Origin of the sequence: Micromonospora sp. NPDC005252 (genome assembly GCF_042872475.1) — a bacterium.
Taxonomy (GTDB): domain Bacteria; phylum Actinomycetota; class Actinomycetes; order Mycobacteriales; family Micromonosporaceae; genus Micromonospora.
Genome location: NZ_JBIAKN010000004.1, coordinates 315,612 through 335,056, shown reverse-complemented (window position 1 = coordinate 335,056; position 19,445 = coordinate 315,612). Strand labels below are relative to the sequence as shown.

The 19,445-nt window shown below is 71.0% G+C and carries 16 protein-coding genes; 8 read left to right on the top strand and 8 right to left on the bottom strand.

What is annotated here, in order from left to right; translation table 11 throughout:
- The first annotated feature begins 94 nt into the window (after window positions 1-94).
- Genes ACFYPH_RS14525 through ACFYPH_RS14515 form a run of 3 tightly spaced genes read left to right on the top strand, consistent with a single transcriptional unit; the run spans window position 95 to window position 3,655 of the window.
- Window positions 95-1,138, top strand: a complete 1,044-nt coding sequence (locus ACFYPH_RS14525) for a polysaccharide biosynthesis protein (RefSeq protein ID WP_387181912.1) — start codon at window positions 95-97, stop codon at window positions 1,136-1,138.
- Window positions 1,135-2,127: an SDR family oxidoreductase gene (locus tag ACFYPH_RS14520; protein WP_354856773.1), complete on the top strand. Its 993-nt coding sequence runs from the start codon at window positions 1,135-1,137 to the stop codon at window positions 2,125-2,127. Before ACFYPH_RS14525 ends, ACFYPH_RS14520 begins: the two co-directional genes overlap by 4 nt.
- A 58-nt stretch (window positions 2,128-2,185) precedes the next feature.
- On the top strand, window positions 2,186-3,655 hold the full coding sequence (locus ACFYPH_RS14515) for an O-antigen ligase family protein (protein ID WP_354856771.1): 1,470 nt from the start codon (window positions 2,186-2,188) through the stop codon (window positions 3,653-3,655).
- A gap of 37 nt (window positions 3,656-3,692) precedes the next feature.
- On the opposite strand, the gene ACFYPH_RS14510 is transcribed toward ACFYPH_RS14515, so the two are convergent.
- Genes ACFYPH_RS14510 through ACFYPH_RS14495 form a run of 4 tightly spaced genes read right to left on the bottom strand, consistent with a single transcriptional unit; the run spans window position 3,693 to window position 8,495 of the window.
- A complete protein-coding gene (locus ACFYPH_RS14510) occupies window positions 3,693-4,946 on the bottom strand; it encodes a glycosyltransferase (protein ID WP_387181908.1) in 1,254 nt (417 codons plus the stop codon).
- On the bottom strand, window positions 4,943-6,130 hold the full coding sequence (locus ACFYPH_RS14505) for a glycosyltransferase (protein ID WP_387181905.1): 1,188 nt from the start codon (window positions 6,128-6,130) through the stop codon (window positions 4,943-4,945). Before ACFYPH_RS14505 ends, ACFYPH_RS14510 begins: the two co-directional genes overlap by 4 nt.
- Window positions 6,127-7,533 (bottom strand): lipopolysaccharide biosynthesis protein, encoded by a 1,407-nt coding sequence (locus tag ACFYPH_RS14500; RefSeq protein ID WP_387181902.1) that lies wholly within the window; start codon window positions 7,531-7,533, stop codon window positions 6,127-6,129. Before ACFYPH_RS14500 ends, ACFYPH_RS14505 begins: the two co-directional genes overlap by 4 nt.
- Window positions 7,530-8,495: an NAD-dependent epimerase/dehydratase family protein gene (locus ACFYPH_RS14495; RefSeq protein WP_387181900.1), complete on the bottom strand. Its 966-nt coding sequence runs from the start codon at window positions 8,493-8,495 to the stop codon at window positions 7,530-7,532. Before ACFYPH_RS14495 ends, ACFYPH_RS14500 begins: the two co-directional genes overlap by 4 nt.
- Window positions 8,496-8,663: 168 nt before the next feature.
- Between ACFYPH_RS14495 and ACFYPH_RS14490 the strand changes: the two genes are divergently transcribed.
- On the top strand, window positions 8,664-10,691 hold the full coding sequence (locus ACFYPH_RS14490) for a hypothetical protein (protein ID WP_387181897.1): 2,028 nt from the start codon (window positions 8,664-8,666) through the stop codon (window positions 10,689-10,691).
- 27 nt (window positions 10,692-10,718) lie between these two features.
- Here ACFYPH_RS14490 and ACFYPH_RS14485 read toward each other — a convergent pair whose 3' ends face one another.
- Window positions 10,719-11,237 carry an acyltransferase gene (locus ACFYPH_RS14485; RefSeq protein ID WP_387181894.1) on the bottom strand — a complete coding sequence of 173 codons (519 nt, stop codon included), beginning with the start codon at window positions 11,235-11,237 and terminating at the stop codon, window positions 10,719-10,721.
- Between the two features lie 129 nt (window positions 11,238-11,366).
- Window positions 11,367-12,482 carry a glycosyltransferase gene (locus ACFYPH_RS14480; RefSeq protein WP_355067306.1) on the bottom strand — a complete coding sequence of 372 codons (1,116 nt, stop codon included), beginning with the start codon at window positions 12,480-12,482 and terminating at the stop codon, window positions 11,367-11,369.
- A gap of 289 nt (window positions 12,483-12,771) precedes the next feature.
- Between ACFYPH_RS14480 and ACFYPH_RS14475 the strand changes: the two genes are divergently transcribed.
- On the top strand, window positions 12,772-13,485 hold the full coding sequence (locus ACFYPH_RS14475) for an acetyltransferase (RefSeq protein ID WP_355067372.1): 714 nt from the start codon (window positions 12,772-12,774) through the stop codon (window positions 13,483-13,485).
- On the opposite strand, the gene wecB is transcribed toward ACFYPH_RS14475, so the two are convergent.
- Window positions 13,414-14,538, bottom strand: coding sequence for a non-hydrolyzing UDP-N-acetylglucosamine 2-epimerase (wecB, locus tag ACFYPH_RS14470; protein WP_355067308.1), 1,125 nt, complete (start codon window positions 14,536-14,538; stop codon window positions 13,414-13,416). The genes ACFYPH_RS14475 and wecB overlap by 72 nt on opposite strands.
- A 55-nt stretch (window positions 14,539-14,593) precedes the next feature.
- Window positions 14,594-15,841 (bottom strand): glycosyltransferase, encoded by a 1,248-nt coding sequence (locus ACFYPH_RS14465; RefSeq protein ID WP_355136133.1) that lies wholly within the window; start codon window positions 15,839-15,841, stop codon window positions 14,594-14,596.
- A 214-nt stretch (window positions 15,842-16,055) separates the two neighbouring features.
- Between ACFYPH_RS14465 and gmd the strand changes: the two genes are divergently transcribed.
- Genes gmd through ACFYPH_RS14450 form a run of 3 tightly spaced genes read left to right on the top strand, consistent with a single transcriptional unit; the run spans window position 16,056 to window position 19,407 of the window.
- The gene (gmd, locus tag ACFYPH_RS14460; RefSeq protein WP_354856749.1) at window positions 16,056-17,069 is read left to right on the top strand and encodes a GDP-mannose 4,6-dehydratase; all 1,014 of its coding nucleotides are present in this window, start codon (window positions 16,056-16,058) and stop codon (window positions 17,067-17,069) included.
- Entirely contained in the window at window positions 17,066-18,286 is a 1,221-nt protein-coding gene (locus tag ACFYPH_RS14455; protein ID WP_387181889.1) for a glycosyltransferase, read from the top strand. The genes gmd and ACFYPH_RS14455 overlap by 4 nt, the downstream gene beginning before the upstream one ends.
- Window positions 18,283-19,407, top strand: coding sequence for a DegT/DnrJ/EryC1/StrS family aminotransferase (locus tag ACFYPH_RS14450; RefSeq protein ID WP_363936239.1), 1,125 nt, complete (start codon window positions 18,283-18,285; stop codon window positions 19,405-19,407). The genes ACFYPH_RS14455 and ACFYPH_RS14450 overlap by 4 nt, the downstream gene beginning before the upstream one ends.
- The last annotated feature ends 38 nt before the right edge of the window (window positions 19,408-19,445 follow it).

Here is a 19,445-nt window from a genome sequence, read left to right as displayed (position 1 = left end):
AGAGGTCACGGCGTCTCTTGTGCACGCGTAGGGTCGCGTTCGACGAGAATCCGTTTCCCGAGGACGGCACCCCGGGAAACAGGCAGGAGAAGATGTGGTTTCCTCGCTTTCGGACCGGCGATTCCTGATCACCGGTGGCACCGGATCCTTCGGCCAGACGATGGTCTCCCGACTGCTCGACGCCGGGGCCGCCGAGGTGCGCGTATTCAGCCGTGACGAGTCGAAACAGGACGCGATGCGGCACCGCCTCGGTGACGACCGGGTCCGCTACTACGTCGGCGACGTCCGGGACTACGACAGCGTACTCAAGGCCGCGCGGGGAATGGAGTTCGTCTTTCACGCCGCGGCTCTCAAGCAGGTTCCCTCGTGCGAGTTCTTCCCGATGGAGGCCGTGCGCACCAATGTGCTCGGCAGCACGAACGTGGTGGACGCCTGCGAGCGGGTCGGCGTCGAGGCGCTGGTGCTGCTGAGCACCGACAAGGCCGTCTATCCGGTCAACGCGATGGGCATGACCAAGGCCCTCATGGAGAAGGTCGCGCAGGCGCACTCCCGCAACAATCCCCACGCCCGTACCCGGGTCTGCTGTGTGCGCTACGGCAACGTCATGTACTCGCGCGGATCAGTGATCCCGCTGTTCATCGACCAGATCCTGCGGGGCGGGCTGCCGACGGTCACCGAGCCGTCGATGACCCGGTTCCTGATGTCCCTGCCGCAGTCGGTCGACCTGGTGGAGCACGCCTTCCGGTACGGCCAGCCGGGTGACGTCTTCATCCGCAAGGCCGACGCCTGCACCATCGGCGACCTGGCCACCGCGCTGTGCAACCTGTTCCGGGTCCCGGCGAAGTTCAACGTGCTCGGCATCCGGCACGGGGAGAAGCTGTACGAGACCCTGGCCAGCCGCGAGGAGCTCGCCCACGTCGAGGATCTCGGCGAGTTCCTCCGGGTGCCGGTGGACAGTCGCGACCTCAACTACTCCCTCTACTTCGAGGAGGGTGACGTCGAGAGCGGCAACCTGGCCGACTTCCACTCGCACAACGCCCGGCGGCTGTCCGTACCGGAGATCGAGGCGCTGCTGCTGACGCTGCCCGAGGTGCGGGCGCAGGTGGAGGCCGCGGCGGCGGCGGTCGTAACGGCATGAGCACCGGTACCGGTGGCCAGCGACCGGAGCTGGTCCCCCGCCGACGCAGCGGTCCCGGCGAGGAGGAGCCGCGCCCGACCCGACGGGTCCTCGTCGTCGGCGTCACCGGCATGCTCGGCCACGCGGTCATCCGCGAGCTCAGCGATGCTCCGGACCTCGACGTCCACGGCGTTGCCCGGAGCATCGAGGACCGCGCGGGGTGGTACCCCCGGCGCCTGCTCGACCGGATCACCCCGGCCGTCGACGCGACCCGGTTCGGCCAGCTCCGGCAGCTTATCGAGGACCTGCGGCCGGACGTCGTGGTCAACTGCGTGGGTGTGATCAAGCAACGCCCGGACGTGCAGGACGCGGTGCAGACGGTCACGCTCAACGCGCTCTTCCCGCACCTGCTCGCCGACGCCTGCGGGCAACTCGGCAGCCGCCTGATCCACGTCAGCACCGACTGCGTCTTCTCCGGCCGGCGGGGCGGCTACGTCGAGGACGACCTGCCGGACCCACCCGACCTCTACGGGCGGTCCAAGCTGCTGGGTGAGGCGCGTGGCGGTTCCGCGCTCACCCTCCGCACATCGATCATCGGACACGAGCTGGTCACGAACCGCTCGCTTGTGGACTGGTTCCTCTCCCAGCGGGGGCAGGTACGCGGCTTCACCCGGGCCGTCTACAGCGGCGTGACGACAGTCGAGTTCGCCTGCCTGCTCCGGACGGTGATCCTGCCCCGCACGGAGCTGACCGGGCTCTACCACGTGGCCGCCGAGCCGATCTCCAAGTACGACCTGCTCCGCCTGATCGCCGAGGTGTACGGGTGGCCCGGCGACATCGTGCCGGACGACCAGTTCACCTGCGACCGGTCGATGAACGCGGACGCTCTCGCCCAGGCCACCGGCTATCGGCCACCGAACTGGCCGGACATGATCCGGGCGATGCACGCCGCCAGGGCCCGCTGGGCTGTCGAACCGGCCCAACCGGGCCTACAGGACGCGCCTCGCTGAGGGCTGTCCACCCGACGACCGCCGGCATCGCCAGCGGCCGGACTTCGAAGGACATCACGTGGGAAACCGGATAGGCCAACTGGGCCTGCTCGTCGGCGCGGCGTGTCTCGTGGTGGTCACCACCATCGCGGCCATCACCGTCCCGTTGGTCGCGACCGGGTTGGTGGCGCTGGTGCTGCTGCTCGCCTTCACCCGGCGGGTGGACGGCTGGCGGTGGATGCTGGCCCTGACCATGGGCCTCCTGGTCTGCGCCTCGTCCAATATGCCGGCGCTGGTCGAGGCCAGCTTCTATCCCCGGTACGCGGCGGTCGCCGGCCTGGTCCTCTGGGGGCTCTGCCTACCGGGCCGAACGCCGGCCCGCACCGATGTCTGGACCCGCGTGTTCGTCGCGGCGCTCTGGGCGATGGCCGGCCTCGCCACGGTGAGCTTCGCCTGGTCGGTGGTTCCGATGGAGACCCTCCAGCGGGGTGTCGCGCTGCTGCTGCTGGCCGCCCTGGTGCACGTCCTCATCCGGCGGCGGTGGCCAGACCGGACGGTCATGATGGCTGACCTGCACGTGGTCTACCTGGTCCTCACGGCGTCCATCGTGGTCAGTCTCGGCATCGGCTTCGCCGACGGCACGCTCGTCGCGGCGACCTCCAGCGTCACCCGGTTCCAGGGCCTCTTCAACAACCCGAACATGCTCGGCATCGTCTGCGCCCTGACGATCCCGTTGGGCTGGGCGGTCTACCGGCAGTCCCGGCGGCACGTCGCACTGCTCGGCATGATGCCGGCCGCCGCCAGCCTCCTGCTGTCCCAGTCGCGTACCGCGCTGATCGCCGTGCTCGTCGGCGCGCTCTGGCTGGTGCTGCGCTACGGGTTCGGCCGGATGGTCCGGCTGGCCGCGGGGGTGACCGCCCTGCTGCTGATGGCACAGCTGCTGAACCTGCTGCCCACCATCTTCGCCGCACCCTGGATGCGCCAGTTCGCGCTGCGTTTCACCGACCCGACCGGCGGCGACCTGTCCAACGGGCGGACCCAGATGTGGCAGGCGACGATCGACCTGTGGTGGCAGAACCGCCCCACGCTGGGCTTCGGGTACGCGTCGCGGAACCACCTGTTCGAGCTCGCCAGCGCCGACGAGTTCTTCGGCGCCGTCGGCGTCAGCGTGGTGCACAACAGCTACCTCCAGTTGCTGCTGGAGTTGGGGCTTGCCGCCGTGCCGCCGCTGCTACTGCTGCTGCTGGCCGCCGGGCGGGTAGTCCTGCGGGCGCCGGTACGCCGGGCCGACGCGGGTCTGGTCTGGCTCGTCGTCACCGGCCTGCTGATCCAGGTCACCGAGTCGGCGATGTTCGGCACCGGCCAGACCTACCCGTACGTGTTCTGGACCGTGGTCGCCGCCGCGCTGCTGCACCTGCCGAAAAAGCGGAACCCCGTCGACCGGGACGCCGCCGTCCGCGCCGGCCTGCCCCACGCGGAGGCACGCCAGCGGCGGGCCGGCGTGTTCGACGACGAGGCGCCGCGCCGACCCACCGCCGTGCTGCGCTAGCTGTTTCCCAAGGGCGGTCGAGCCGAGGGGCGTCGGCTCAGTTGTCCCGGCCCGCCGTCACGAAGGCGCTCACCCGGTCCCGCCAGGCCCGGTAGTCGAACGACTCGCGGGCCCGCGACCGGGCCGCCGCGCTCATCGCCGTCCACTCCTCGTCCCGCAGCCGCAGCGCCCGCTCGATCGCCGACCGGATATCGTCCGGGCCGTTGCCGTCGAGCACCAACCCCTCGACCCCGTCGTGCACGTAGGCGGCCAGGTCACTGGTGTGGTTGAGCAGCACCGGGCATCCGGCGGCGAGACTCTCCGGCACCTTGGACGGAAATCCGTTGGCGGCGTAACCGCCGGAGGGGCGGACCAGCATCGAGAAGTGCGACTCCGACAGCAGGGTCAGCACGGTCTCGCGCGGGACGCGACCGAGGAACCGCACGTCGGCCGAGACCGCGTCCAGCACCCCGACGTCCAGGTCCGAGTGGGCGGCGGCGTCCGCGGCGCTGACCCCGGCGATGGTGAGGCTGACCCGACGCTGGTGCTCCGGGGCGAGCCGGCTGATCCCCCGCAGGATCACGTCGAGCATGTCCTTGCGCCCGGGAGCGCCGGCGTAGAGCAGGCGCAGGCCGTCGCTGATCGCTGGTGGTTGCGGCGCCCGGAACTCGTCGCAGTCCACCTGCGGCGGCACCACCAGCACGTCCAGGCCGTGGCCCGTCAGGTAGTCGGCCAGCGTGGTGGAGACCGCAGTGGCCCGGTCGACGAGCCGGGTCGCCAGGAACGTCGACCAGCGGTGCCGGACGAAGTACGGGGTGAGCCAGCCGCGGCGGAACTGGTGTCGGTCGTGGCGCTCGCTGGCGTCCACCACCACCGGGCAGCGCAGCACGAGGCGCAGGGTCGCCCAGTTGCCGAGGGTCAGCAGGGCCATCGGCAACAGCACGACGCTCACCTCGCCGCGCCCCACGCCGGCCCGGCGGACCGCCCGCAGCACCCGCAGCGGTCGGGCCAGCCGGGCCGACGCGCGGGTGAGGTGGTGCCGACCCCGGATCCGCAGGGTGACCAGGTCGATGCCGGCCACGCCGGACTGCCCGGCCGGGACAGCCACCTCGCAGGGCCAGTCGTTGACGACAAGCGTCTGCGTGCCGTCGGGCGCGGCGGACCGGGCGAGTTGCAACAGTCGGTTCGAGGTGGCGTCCCCGTGTGGGAAGGCGTACGCGCCCACCAGCAGGGGACGCGGCCGGCCGGCCCGCCCGGTCGATCCCGCGTCCAGAAGTGGTTGCCGGCCGATCACGGTCGTCTGGTCGTTCATCTCTCTCCTCGTGTCGAGAAGGCTGGCGGTCGGGGTCGCACCGGGCGGTGCGGGCGGGCCGACGCCCACCGTCGGTAGATCGTCAGGTGGGTGGCGGCCGCCGTGTCGATGGCGAAGACGCTGCGCGCGAACCGGTCCGCCGCCGCCGAGGCCGAGGTCTGCTCGGTGTACGCCGCCGCCGCGCACACCGCGCTCGCCCACCGCCGCGGCGCGGCATCGGTGTCGACGATGGTCACGCCGGGCAGGTGCTCGTCGATGAAACGCACCCCCGGCAGGTCGGCGGCCACCGTCCCGACGCCCAACGCGACGGGCTCCAGCACGCCCCCGGGCAGCCCTTCCAGGCAGGACGGGTGGATCACCACGTCGGCCTGGCTCAACAGCCCGCCCACGTCGTCACGCGGGCCCAGCAGGTGCACCCGGTCGGCGAGACCGGCGGCGGCCGCGGCCACCCGGACGCGCTCGTCGTCGGCGTCGTCGCCCGGCCCGACGAGGACGGCGTGCGCCTCCACTCCCCGGGCCCGCAGCTCGGCGAGGATCGGCGGCAGGAGCCAGCGCCGCTTCTCCGGCGAGGCCCGGCCGACGCTGACGCAGACCAGCTCGGCCGGGCGCGCGCCGATCAACTCGCGTAGGTCGTCCGGGCTGGGTAGGCGGAGCCGGTCCAGGTCGAGTCCGTTGAGGACCACCTGACAGCGGGGGTCGTCGCGCCAGCGCGGATCGTAGGCGAAGGTGAGCGAGCTGGGCGAGACGCCGAGGATGTCGGTGGCGGAGATCCGCAGCAACCGTCCACAGATCCAGCGGTAGACGCGTCGGCGCAGGTTGCGGTGCTGGTTGTCGTCCCCCCGGAAGTGGGCGACGCGGCCACGCACACCGCACAGGGCGGCGAGCGCGAGCAGCACCCCGGAGAAGTTGGCGCAGTCGACGTGCACCACGTCCGGTCGCAGCCGCCGCAGCAGGCCCAGGAAGCGGGCGGCGAAGCGGAGGTCGAGCGGGATCGGGGTGACCGAGCCGCCGTGCCGGCCGACCACGCCGGCCAGCGGGCCGGGACCGATCCGGTCGCTGAGCGTCACCAGGTGCACCTGGACGCCGGCGGCGGAGAGCCGGGGCAGCAGTTCGGCGGTCCGCATCTCGGTGCCGCCGAAGTTCAGCTCACCGACGACCCGCAGCACCCGGCACTCCCCGGTCACGTCGGCTCTCCCCTGCGCAGCGCCCGGCGGTACCCCACCAGCGCGGCCGGCCACATGGTGAGCACGTAGGCGAGGCAGGCCGCCACCGGCAGACCGGCGAGCCCGAACTCCCGCAGTGCCCAGACCTTGAGAGCGGTGGCCAGCAGCAGGAACGTGGCCCAGCCGACGAACTGTGGCCGGAGCAGCCCGATGCTGTTCTGCACCAGGATCAGCGGGGAGGTGACCGCGATCAAAAGGGACCAGCTCGCCAGCCCGATCAGGACGCTGACCGGGATTTCGGCGCGATCGATGCCGCCCACCCAGAGGTCGATCAGCCGGTGTCCGTAGCCGACCAGCACGACCCCGATCGTCCCCACGATCACGCCGTAGAGCAGCACCATGCGTTGCGTGTTGCGACGCACCCAGGCCACCTCGCCCCGGGCCAGAGCCGCGCCGTTGACCGGCCAGACCGTCATGCCGACCAGCCCCACGAAGATCGACAGGGCGCCGAACAGCTTTCCCACCACCGCGTAGTGCGCCGCCGTGGTGGGCCCGAGGACGTTAGCGACCAGCGGGCTGTCCACGTTCAGCGCGATCGCCGACATCGTGGTGAGTGCGAAGAACCGCAGACCCAGCCGGAGCAGACCGACGGCGGTGGCCCGGTGCACGAGTTTCGGGCCGGGCCGCGGCCCGCGATCCTGGAACCAGAAGTAGGTCACGCAGTTGAGCAGGTTGGTCACCGGCACGGCCAGCACCGCGCAGGCGATCACCGCCAGTGGTTCCCACCCGGCGGCGATGGTGCCGAGCACGGCCACCATGGCCGCCAGCGCCCCGGCCGACTGCCAGATGTTGCTCTGTACCACCTGGCCGCGGGCGTACTGGATCCGCTGGATCAGTGAGAGCGGAATGTTGACCACGAAGGCGCCGAAGCAGAGCAGGACCAGGGCGGACGCCTCCGCGGCGACACCCGGGTCACTGACGTTGAACAGCCCGGCCCAGGGCACCGCGGGGACCACCAGCACGAGACCCACCAGCAGCGCCACCGCGACCACGCCGAGGGTGGCGAACGCGCTGGAGACCTCCCGGGCCTGTTGCCGGGGGTCGTCGGCCAGGTGACTGAGCCGGGTGAGCAGCCCGTTGCCCAGCCCCAGATCGGCGAACCACGCCATCCCGGTGAGGGCGGTGACCGCCATCCACAGGCCGTACCGCTGGTCGCCGAGAAACCGGAAGCAGGCCGGGGTGATGACCAGGGGGGCGGCCAGGCCGATACCCTTCGCCACCATCGCGGCGGCGATGCCCACGGTGACCGTGCGGTCCCGATCCTTCGACGCCGCCGAGGTCGGCGCGCCGGGCGCGGCAGTCGCGACCGCCGCCGCCGCCGGGACCACCGACTCCGGTACGGCCCGACTCGCTGCCCGGGTCACCGAGGTGCGGCGGCTACGGCACGCTCGGCGTCCAACCGACCGGCCATCCACTCCACGGTCGCGCGCAGGCCCTCCGAACGGGCGACCGGTGCGACGTCCGGGAACAGCTGCCGCAGCGTGGCGTTGTCGGCCAGGGAGTGCGCCACGTCGCCGGTTCGCGGCGGCGCGTACTCGCGGGCGATCGGCCTGCCGCACAACCACTCAAGCTCGTCGAGGACCCGCAACAGGCTGGCCCGGGCGCCGAAGGCGAGGTTGACCGGGTGCGGGTGGTGTACCCGGCGGCGGAGCGCGTCGACGATGACGTCGCAGACCGTGCCGACGTAGGTGAAGTCGCGCGACTGCGTCCCGTCGCCGTGCACCACGGCGGGTTCCTCGCGCAGCGCGGCGTGCACGAAACGGGGGATCACGGCCGCGTACGCGTGGTCGTGGCGCTGCCCCGGGCCGAACACGTTGAAGAAGCGGAAGGCCAACGTCGGCAGCCCGAACGACGCCTGGTGGGCCAGGGCGTACGCCTCGGTGGCGAGCTTGCTGGCCGCGTACGGGCTCATCGGGCGGGTCCAGGTCAGCTCGGTCTTGGGCAGCGCCGGGTTCATGCCGTACACCGACGAGGACGACGCGACGAGGACGTGCCCGACCCGGTGTCGCCGGGCCGCCTCCACCACCATCAGGGTGCCGGTCGCGTTCGCGTGGTGGGAGGCCAACGGGTCGCTCAGCGAGCGGGGGACACTGGGCAGCGCGGCCAGGTGGACCACCGCCTCGCAGCCTGTCATCGCGGCGTCCAGGGCGGCCGGGTCCAGGATTGAGCCCTCGATCAGCTCGACGTCCAGCCCGTCGAGGTTGGTCCGTAGCCCGACCGAGAAATCGTCGAGAACGGTGACCCCACGGATGGTGGGCTCGACCATCGCGGCGCGGGCCAGGTTGGACCCGATGAAACCGGCTCCGCCGGTGATTAAAATGCGCATAAAAACCCCCGTTTACGCCAGAACACCTGTTCATCGACTGAACACCGCCGGCGTGACGGCGACGGCGAAAAATTCACTCTGTCCGGGTGCTGACCGAAAAGGGGCAACTCCGCTCCGAAGGCGCACAGTGAGGTTCGTCGTCAGCGTGTTCGCGGTGGAGGTGCCGACATGCCCGAGCTGATCGTCTACCGGTCCAATGCCCTGATGTCCGTCCGGTCGCGCTTCGACAGCACCCGTGACCTGGTCATGCCCGCCAACCTGGCGTACGCCGAGGCGATGGTCGGCATGTGGCACGCCGGTCTCCCCCAGGTCACCCTGGTGCCCTCGACCGCTACCGACGCCCAGGTGTGGCCGGTGATGTCCGCCGTCGGGACGAAGATCCATGACACCGCCGACGACAACTGCCCGATCAACACCGGCTGGTCGTACGTCGGCGGCAACCACGGCTACAACGTCGGCAACCAGATCGTCGTCACCAACCACGGCAAGACGACAGTCGACGTCGGCTCGCAGTGGACCGACGGAACACGCACCTTCACCCTGCTGGCCATCACCAACGCGAACAGCCTGCTCTTCGGCAACCCGTACACGATCGTCGACGGCATCGCGCAGGGCGCCCGGGTCAAGCCGGCCGCGCCGCTCACCCACCTGTCGGGGGCGACCCACACGGCCACCGTGCCGATCACGGGTCTGACGCCCGACGTGCAGATCCGCCCGGCCACCCACTCCCACACGGTGGCTGTCGAGCTGGACGGACGACCGGTGCCGGACGGCCGGTCCACCGGGCAGGAGCTGACGATCCGGGAGTCCTACCTGATCCCGTCCTACCGGGGGATGATCGACACAGCCAGGGCGAACATCGGCACACCCATCGCCACGATCCTGTCGCGGATCCCGTCCCTGTGCCGCATCTCGAACGTCTACCGCTGGTCGCAGGGCGGCCTGCTGGTCGGGCAGACGGTAGCCGCGCTGGAGCGGTTCACCCTGAACGCCGGAGTGACCCAGTGCGGTCCGTTGACCCCGGTGGCCGGCGGTAGCCGCCGGCAGTTCATGCCGAACGTCGGCACGGCCGGCGGCCTGAACTGGTCGGTGTGGGCGAACATCGACACGCTCGCGGCTCTCACCGACTTCACCCCGGCGACCCTGACGAACCGGCTGATTCCGGCGAGCAGCATGACCCAGTGGGTGGTGAACAGCGGCCAGGTCCAGCAGTGGGGCATCGCCGTCGGGTTGCTGCCGGTCGCCGACGGCGTGCCCGAGATCCGGGCCCGCTACACCACGGCCAAGGGCTGGTTCATCACCTCCAGCCTGAAGAAGAACTATCCGCAGTTGGTGTGGGGTCGCACCATGGAGGCCGGCGAATCCGTGACCGGTACCGCCTACCGGCGCTACCTGGCGCCGCCCTCGGCGGCCACCGAGATCGTCGTGTCGGACTCCACAGACGACTTCGTGATGATCGAACGGGTCGAGGCGGTCGCCCAAGCCCAGATGGCGGCTCCGCAGCTGTTCCACCGGCTGCTGGTCCCGGCCGGCCCGACGAACCTCACCGTGCCGGACCGGGTCGCCGTCGGCGGGATCTCGTACAGCATGCCGGTCCCCACCGGGTACGGGATGTGGCGCGCGGAACCCGACCCGGCGTCGGTGGGGCCGCTCCCCGGGGTGACCGGCCCGCGCGGTAGCTACTTCCTCGTCCTCGCCGGCCCGACCGAGCCCGTCACCTACACCGGCAGCTACCAGTCGCTGCTGCTGCACCCGATGTACCTGGCGGAGCCCACCCCGGTCGACCGGGTGTGCGTCGAGGTCACCGCGACGGGAACCGGGACCATGCGGCACGGCGTGTACGCGCACGATCCGGCGACCGGACGTCCCGCCGTCCTCGGCCCGATCGCCGACTTCGGCAGCGTCGCCGTGACATCCGTCGGGGTCAAGGAGTCGGTGTTGAGTGTCCCCGTGGTGCTGCCGGCGGGCTGGCACTGGTACGGGCACGTGTGGCAGACGAGAGGTGTCACCCCGCCCACGTTGCGGGCCAGCAGCGCCGGCGCCGTCACCACCCTCAACCTCGGCACCAGTTCGGCGGCGATGACCGGGGACCGGTTCGGTTACGAGGTGACCGGGACGACCGGCGCGTTGGGGGCGATCACCATCGCCGGCGTCCACCAACTGCCGCCACCACGGGTCGCGTACCGGCGGGCCTGAGCTGTCGGTCGCGGCCGGCGGGCGGGGTCAGACGGTGGTGACCCCGTAGATCCTCTTCATCGCCTCGTGCTTCTCCGGGACGGGAAGGTGCCCGATGCCAAGCGACTTGGCCTGCAACCGTTCGAGGTACTCGTCGGTGGTCCGCAGCGGTCGCGCCGGGACACCGGCCGCCACCGTGTTGTCCGGGATGTCGCGCGTGACGACCGAGCCCGCCCCGATGACGCACCGGTTTCCGATGGTGACGCCGGCCAGGATCATCGACCGCATCCCGATGTAGACGTCGTCGCCGATCGTGATCGGGGCGGTCCAGTCCAGGTCGGGATGGTCCTTGCGCAGGATCAGGGTGCCGCCGTCGTGCGTGACGAACTGCACCTCGGAGGTGATGTAGACGTTGTTCCCGATGGTGATCAGCCACGGCTCCGAGCCGAACATCGCCCGGCTGACGCCGTAGAACCTGACCCGTCCGGTCAGCTTCACCCCCAGGGACCGCGCGAACGCCTCGGGGTCACGGGTGGCGGCCAGGTGGTCCCGGACTCGTCGGACCATCGTACGAACGCGACTGGGCACGTGCTGTCCTCGCTCATCGGGCCTACCGGGGTGGCGGACGACGGACCCACCCACGCGGGCCCCACCATTGCAACGAGGTAGCTCCAGCCCGAGTGACGGCGAGCCGGGTCAGGCGCAGAATCGCCGGGCGTGGTCCAGCACGTTGAGTTCCCGGAGCTGCTGTCGCCAGAGCTGGTACCGCCGGCCCGCGGTCTCCTTCGCCTCGGCGCGCTCCCCGGCCGAGCGGTCGGCCAGCCGGTCGAGGGTCTCGCTCAGCGCGGCCGCGGTTGCCGGCCGGACCACCGCTCCCCCGCCGTCGGCGATCAACTCGCTGAACGGCGTCGCGTCGGAGCAGACCACCGGGCAGCCGGACGCCAGGCTCTCCAGGATGACGTGCCCGTAGTTCTCGCCCAGCGTGGGGAAGAGGAAGGCGTCGTATCGGCTGAAGGTCGCCATCACCTCGTCCGCCTCGAGTTCCCCGAGGTAGCGGACCCGGACGTGGTCGGGCATCGCGTCGATGAGGCGCCGGCAGCCCGCCCAGTACTGCTCGTCCTCCCGCGGACCGTAGATGTCGAACTCCAGCGGGTGCGTGGCGCCGGCGACCGCCTCCAACGCCCTGGTGAGGTTCTTCATCGGGGAGATCCGGCCGACGAACACCAACCGCAGCGGCCCGTCGTGGGCTACGGCCCGGGGCGCCGGCAGCTCCGGGATGGGGCACTCGTTGCCATTCACCATGATCTGCGCCCAGGGCATGGCGGCGCGGATCTGCTTCTCCTCCAGCCAGCTGCACGCCTGCCAGCGCACGTCGAGCCGACGCAGCAGCGGGGCCCAGACCGCCAGGAAGAGTCGCTTCTTGCGCGACTTGATGGCGAGCGCGCCGGGAGAGAGCTCGCCGCGCGGGGCCAGCATGATGGCGCGGACGCGTACCAGTCGCAGCGCCACCGCCAGGATCGGCAGCACCGAGAAGAGCGACCAGAGGCTGTTGACGTAGATCAGATCGACCGGGCGGGACCGGACGTGCCGCGCGAGTCGGACCCAATGCCGCAGCGCGAACGGGCCGAGGTAGAAGACGGCGCAGCGGTCGTCGCGCCGCACCAGTCGACCGGACAGGCCCGGGTAGGGTGCGGACGAGCAGAGGTCCCGGTCCCCGGTGACCAGTGTGACGTCGAGGTCGTCCGGCAGGGTGTCGAGGATGAACCGCAGGGAGCGGATCGGCCCGCCGCCGCGAAAGCCTGGCTCGAACACGCGAGCGGTGGCGAGCACCCGGTACCCGGGCGCGGTCGTGGATCGCGCCGTCCTCTGTGGTGTCTCGGCTCGGTCGGGGAGACGCGTTCCTGCCAACTCATTCACCTTCGGCTCACCTTCCAGACTGCTGTCCCGGCGTCGGCGCGGGCACGCCAGTGCCTGGCACACGCGAGGATTGACGGGAGCGCCGGCACTCGCCCGTCACCATCGGCACCGGTAACCGGTTCAGATTACGGAGAGCGGCCAGCGTTCTCCGTAGCCGAGGGAGCCGCGGTTGACGACCGACGTAGTGATCGTAGGCGCGGGCGGCATGGGCCGTGAGGCATATGGGGTAATTCGGCTGTTGAACACCATTGCGAAGGATGCACCGCCGTGGCGGATGCTGGGCTTCGTCGACGACTACCCCACCGAGTCCAATGTCGAGGCGGTACACCGCCTCGGCGTCGCCTTCCTCGGCCCGACCCGGTGGCTGGCCGCCCAACCCGCCAGCACCCACGTGGTGCTCGGTGTCGGGCATCCGAGGTTGCGTCGCGAGACCGACCAGACCATCGCCCGGTACGGCCTGCCGGCGGCCACAGTGGTGCATCCGGCCGCCGAGATCGGCCCCGACTGCGTCCACCAGCAGGGGTTGTTCGTCGCCGGTGGCGCCCGGGTGACCACGAACGTGCTGCTGGGGCGGCATGTGCACCTCAACCAGAACTGCACGGTTGGGCACGACAGTGTGCTCGGCGACTACGTCTCGGTCAATCCGCTCGCCGCGGTCTCCGGGTACTGCCGGCTGGGGGACGGCGTCCTGGTGGGCACCACCGCCGCGATCCTGCCGAAGCTGACCGTCGGCCGGGACGCCACAGTGGGCGCCGGCGCCTGCGTGACGCGCGATGTCCCCCCGGGTGTCGTGGTGACGGGTGTGCCGGCCCGGCCGGCGGCCGGCTCAGCGGCGGATGCCCGCCCAGTCGTGATGGCGGCGCACCGTCGACAGGATGAAGTCGACCACCCGGCGTGACGTGTCGGGGACCTGGTAGTCGAGCGGACAGGCGACCGAACCCTCGGCCACCTGCGCCACCACCACCCGGATGGCCTCGACGACCCCGTCGGGCTCCAGGCCGGTCATCACGATCGCCCCGCTGTCCATTGCCTCCGGACGCTCGATGGACTCGCGCAGGGTCACCGCCGGGAACCCGAGAATCGCGGCCTCCTCGCTGACCGTGCCGCTGTCGGAGAGGGTGCATCGGGCATGCCGTTGCAGGGTCACGTAGTCGAAGAAGCCGAACGGCTCGTGGAAGGCCACGCCGTCGAGGTGCAGGCCGTCGCCCGCCAGCGCCTCAAGCCGTTTGCGGGTACGCGGATGCGTGGAGACCAGCAGCGGCAGCCGCCACTCGTCGCGGACCACCCGCAGGCACTCCAGCAGCCGACGGAGCCGGTCCGGGTGGTCGACGTTCTCCTGCCGGTGGGCGCTGACGACGAAGTAGCCGCCCGGTTCGAGTTCGAGTTGGGCCAGCACGGTGGACCGCTCGATCTGCCGTCGGTAGTGGTCGAGCACCTCGCGCATGGGTGAGCCGGTGTGCAGGATGCGGCGCGGATGCAGCCCCTCGGCGAGCAGGTTGCGTCGAGCGTGTTCCGAGTAGACCAGGTTGAAGTCGGCGATGTGGTCGACCATGCACCGGTTGGTCTCCTCCGGCACGTTCAGGTCGAAGCAGCGGTTGCCGGCCTCCATGTGGTACACCGGCACGTTCATCCGCCGGGCCATCAGCGCCGAGATCGCGCTGTTGGTGTCACCGAGCACCAGCAACGCGTCCGGGCGCAGCTCGGCGATCGCCTTCTCGGTGCCGACCAGGACGGCGCCGAGGAGGCTGCCGAGCGATTGGGTGTCGGCGCGCAGGAAGAGATTCGGCGCTCGGACCCCCAGCTCGCTGAAGAAGACGTCGGAGAGGGACGGGTCCCAGTTCTGTCCCGTGTGCACCAACGTGTGGTCCACGGTCCGATCGAGCGCGTCGATCACCCGGGCCAGTCGGATGATCTCCGGCCTGGTTCCGACGACGGTCATCACGCGGGTCACTTGACGCCTCCTGGTGGCAGATGTGCGGGTCGTGGAAGGCAGGGCCGGGTACGGCTCACGGGGTCCGCCCCTGCGGCGGCACCCGGTACGCAGGGTCGCGGATCACCCGCCACGCCTGGTCGAGGACGCTGATCGGCGCCCGGCTCGCCCGCCAACGGCGGTAGGCCTCTCCCGCCTCGACCCGGGCCGCGTGCCGCTGCTCGGGGGTGGCGGTCGCCACCTGGGTGACGAGGGCACCCAACGCCGCCGCGGTCAGCTCGGTGAGGACCAGCCCGCCGCCGTCGCGCAGCACCGCCGTCCAGGGTGTCCGGTCGGAGCAGAGCACCGGGCAGCACGCGGAGAGGCTCTCTGCGATGGCGTTGCCGTAGTTCTCCCCCCGGGTCGGCATGACGAACGCGTCGTAGCGGAAGAAGGTCGCGCGGACCTGCTCGGGTGGCAGCTCACCCCGATAACTGACGGTGACCGACTCGGGCAGCTCGGCCAGGTGCTCCCGGCAGCGTCGCCAGTACGCCTGGTCCTCCACCGGGCCGTAGATGTCCAGCCGCACCGGCACCGGCACCGGCACGAAGGCGAGCGAGGCCAGCACCAGGTCGAGGTTCTTCATGGGCGAGATCCGCCCGATGAAGACCAGCCGCGCGTGGTGGGTCGCGGGTGTCGCGACCGGCGACTCGTCCGGCTCGGGGCCCCGGCTGACCGCGACGACACCGATCCGCGCCCGGGGCAGCACCCGCTGGATGTCGTTGGCCTCGACCGGCGTGGTGGCGTGCCACAGCACCCGAGGGTCGAGCAGCATCCGCCGCCAGGCGGTCAGGAAGATCCGCTTACGGAGTCGGTGCACCTGGAGCGCCGCCGCGCCGAACTCACCCCGGGGGGCGACCAGGATGCGGCCCACCCGCAGCAGACCGAGCCGGGCCGCGGCCATCGGCAGGATGGAGAAGGTCGACCAGACGCTGTTGACGTACAGCAGGTCGTACCGGCCGACGCGTAGCGAGCGCCAGAGCGACCGCCAGTGCCCCGGCCGACGTACGCCGAGATAGAAGACGTTCGTCCGGCCGACCCGGGCCCAGCGACCGGAGAGCCCCGGATAGGGGTCGCGGCAACCGAGGTCGCGGTCACGGGTCAGCATTGACGTCTCAATGTCGTCACTGGCCAGGGCGAGCACCTCGGAAATGGACCGGACGGGCCCTCCAGCCCGCCAACCGGGAGCGAAATAGCCGGCGGTCACCAGGACGTGGAATTTGCTCTCGTCGACAGTCGCCGGCCTTTCTCGGGTGTCCGCCGCGGGGGTGGGATCGCCGGCCATCCTCGCTCCTCGCTCGTGCCACAGGATCGATTCGCCTAACGATCGGATGCTCGATCCGTGACTGAGCCCTCCTCCGAACTGAGCTGCCGCGACTGGGCTGCGCAGGGGCCGCAAAGAATAAATTCCGCCAGTTACATGAAACCGCAGGAGTGCCGACTCCGAGAGCGATATAAGGATTCGGCGGGGAAAACCGGCCCAGCAGGAGAGGGACTTCATGTCACGAACGGCACTCATATCCGGCATCACCGGTCAGGACGGCAGTTACCTGTCGGAGTTCCTGCTCGACAAGGGATACACGGTGCACGGCATCAAACGGCGGTCGTCCTCTTTCAACACCGAGCGGATCGACCACGTGGACGTCCATCCGCGCAGCGGTGACGCCCGACTCTTCCTCCACTACAGCGACCTCTCCGATCCCGCCTCGCTGACCGCGCTGATCCGCGACATCCGCCCCCACGAGATCTACAACCTGGGCGCGCAGAGCCACGTCCGGGTCTCCTTCGACATCCCCGGGTACACGGCGGACGTCACCGGGCTCGGGGCTCTGCGCATGATGGAGGCGGCCCGCTCCGCCGACGTCGGTTGCCGGTTCTATCAGGCGTCCTCGTCGGAGATGTTCGGCTCGAGCCCGCCGCCGCAACGCGAGGAAACCCCGTTCCACCCGCGCAGCCCGTACGCGTGCGCGAAGGCGTACGCCTACTGGTCGGCGGTGAACTACCGCGAGTCCTGGAACATGTTCTGCGCCAACGGCATCCTGTTCAACCACGAGAGCCCACGCCGGGGCGAGAACTTCGTGACCCGCAAGATCACTCGTGCGGTGGCGCGGATCGAGGCCGGCATCCAGGACAAGCTCTACCTGGGCAACCTGGACGCCGTTCGGGACTGGGGCTACGCACCGGAGTACGTCGAGGCGATGTGGCTCGCCCTCCAGCAGGACACCCCGGACGACTACGTGGTCGCCACCGGCGAGGGCCACACAGTGCGCGAGTTCGTCGAGGCCGCGTTCGACCGGGTCGGGTTGGACTGGCAGCGGTACGTAGAGCTGGACCCCGCCTACTTCCGCCCGGCGGAGGTCGACGCCCTCATCGGCGACTACTCGAAGGCCCGACGCAAGCTGGGCTGGGCCCCGAAGACGCTCTTCAGCGACCTGGTCCGGGTCATGGTCGACGCCGACCGGCAGCTCCTCGAGGACGAGCGGATGGGCCGACTGATCCGGGTGGACCGGTGAGGGTCGCGGTCGACGCCGCACCCATCCGCCCCGGTCACGCCGCGGGGCTCGAAGCCTTCACCTACGGCCTGCTGACCGGTATGGCCGCCGACGACTCCTGCGACCTGCGGGTGAACATCCTGCGGGGCACGCTGGCCGAGTGGCGGGACCAGGTGCCCGACGCGCGGATCGGCTGGACCGAGGTGGCGCAGCCGCTCCGTTCCGACAACCCCACCGGCCAACTGCTGCGCCGGTGGACGCCGCGGGCCGTGCGCAACTCCCGTACGGTCCGCACGGCCGTCAACGCCATCCGGCAACGGTCCGTCATGCGGCACACCGACGTCGACGTCACCCTGTTCCCGTTCCACTGTGCGCCGATCGGGTCGACCAGATCGGTCGTCGTCCTGCACGACCTGCGCCACCTGGGGGCCGAGTTCCACGCCCCCGGCTTCGCGGCGGTGATCCGGGAGAATGTGGCCCACGCGGCGGCGATCGTGGTGACCTGGCCCCATCCGTACCGGGAGACCCTGCGCCTCTTCCCGGAGGCCGCGGAGCGGACCGTGCTCATCCCCACCCCGGCGTTCCAACCCGCACCGGAGCAGGCGCACGTGCGGCCCGAACCGGGGCTGCTGGTCTATCCGTCGTCCACCGCGGAGCACAAGAACCACGCGACCCTGCTGGAGGCGATGGCGCTGCTGCCGGAGTGCCGCCTGATCTGTCCGGGGCCGCTGGTCGAGCCCGAGGCGAGCCGGTTGCTCGCCCGCGCCGCGCAACCCGACCTGCGCGGCCGGGTGTCCTTCCCCGGCTACGTCAGCCTGGACGAGCTGAACGCCATCTACGCCCGAGCGGACGCGGTGGTCGTACCCTCGCTCTGGGAGGCGGCCAGCGGCGCGCTGCTGGAGGCGTTCACCTGGGGTCTCCCGGTCGCCTGCGCCGACGTCGAGCCGCTGCTCGACCAGCTGGAGTTCAATCGCGCCGAGGCGGCGGTCTTCCGGGCGCGGGATCCACTGTCCCTGGCCGCCGCGGTGCGGCACCTGCTGGGCGAGCGGGAACGTTACGCCGCCGCCTCGCGGCGGGCGAACGACCGGCTGGCCGGGCGTACCTGGGCGGCCACCGGGCGCGACTACCTGGACGTCCTGAGCTGGGCCGCGCGGGGCGGATCGGGTCCGGTGCCACGGTCCCCGTTCGTCGCCGAGGCCGCGAACGACGCCGTCGACAGCGGAGAGGTTGGAACATGAGCATCGCGGAGGACACCTATCCGGTGGCCCGACCGAGCCTCTCCACGTTGGAGGAGCGGTACGTCCTCGACGCGCTGCGGAGCGGGTGGATCTCCTCACAGGGCCCGTACCTGCGTGACTTCGAGGAGCGTTTCGCCCGTCGCTGCGCCGCCGACACCGCCGTGACGACCAGCAACGGCACTGTCGCGCTGCACCTGGTCCTCGCGGCGGCCGGCATCGGGCCGGGGGACGAGGTGATCGTGCCTGCGCTGACCTACGTGGCGACGGCCAACGCCGTCGCGTACTGCGGCGCGCGCGCCATCTGTGTGGACGTCCTACCGGAGAGCTGGTGTGTCGACCCCGCCGGGGTACGCGCCGCGATCGGCCCGCATACCCGGGCGGTCATCGCCGTCGACCTGTACGGGCACCCGGCCGACTACACCGCGCTGCGCCAGCTCTGCGACCGGCACGGTCTGCTCCTGGTCGCCGACGCGGCCGAGTCGTTCGGCGCCACCCTCGACGGGCGGCCCACCGGATCGCTCGCCGACGTCACAACGTTCTCGTTCTTCGGCAACAAGGTGCTCACCTCCGGCGAGGGCGGCTGCGTGACCACCTCCGACGCGGCCCTGGCCGACCGGATGCGCCTGCTGCGTAACCAGGGCATGGATCCGCACCGGCGGTACTACTTCCCGGTGCTGGGCTACAACTACCGGATGACGAACCTGTGCGCCGCGGTGCTCTGCGCCCAACTGGAGCGGGCCGACGAGATCATCGCCCTTCGGGACCGGGTGATCGCCGGCTACGAGGAGCAGTTGGCCGACGAGCCGGCGCTGTCGGCGCAGCCGGTGGCCGCCGGAGTTCGCCGGGCGCCCTGGATGGCGGCCTTCCTCGTGGGGGCCGAGGAGGACGCGACGTCCCGGGACGCGCTGGCCCGGGCGCTCGCCCGGCTCGGCGTGGAGACCCGCCCGTTCTTCGTGCCGATCCCGGACCTACCCGCGCATCGTGATCCGGGCGCGGACTGTCCGGTGACCGAGGACCTGAGTCGGCGCGGCATCAACCTGCCCACGTACGCCGATCTGGCCGAACCGGCGGTCAAGGCCGTGGTGGAGCGCGTCCGCGCCGCCCTGGCCACCATCGCCTGACCCGCCACCCGACCCGTCACCCGACCCGCGCCGACCCC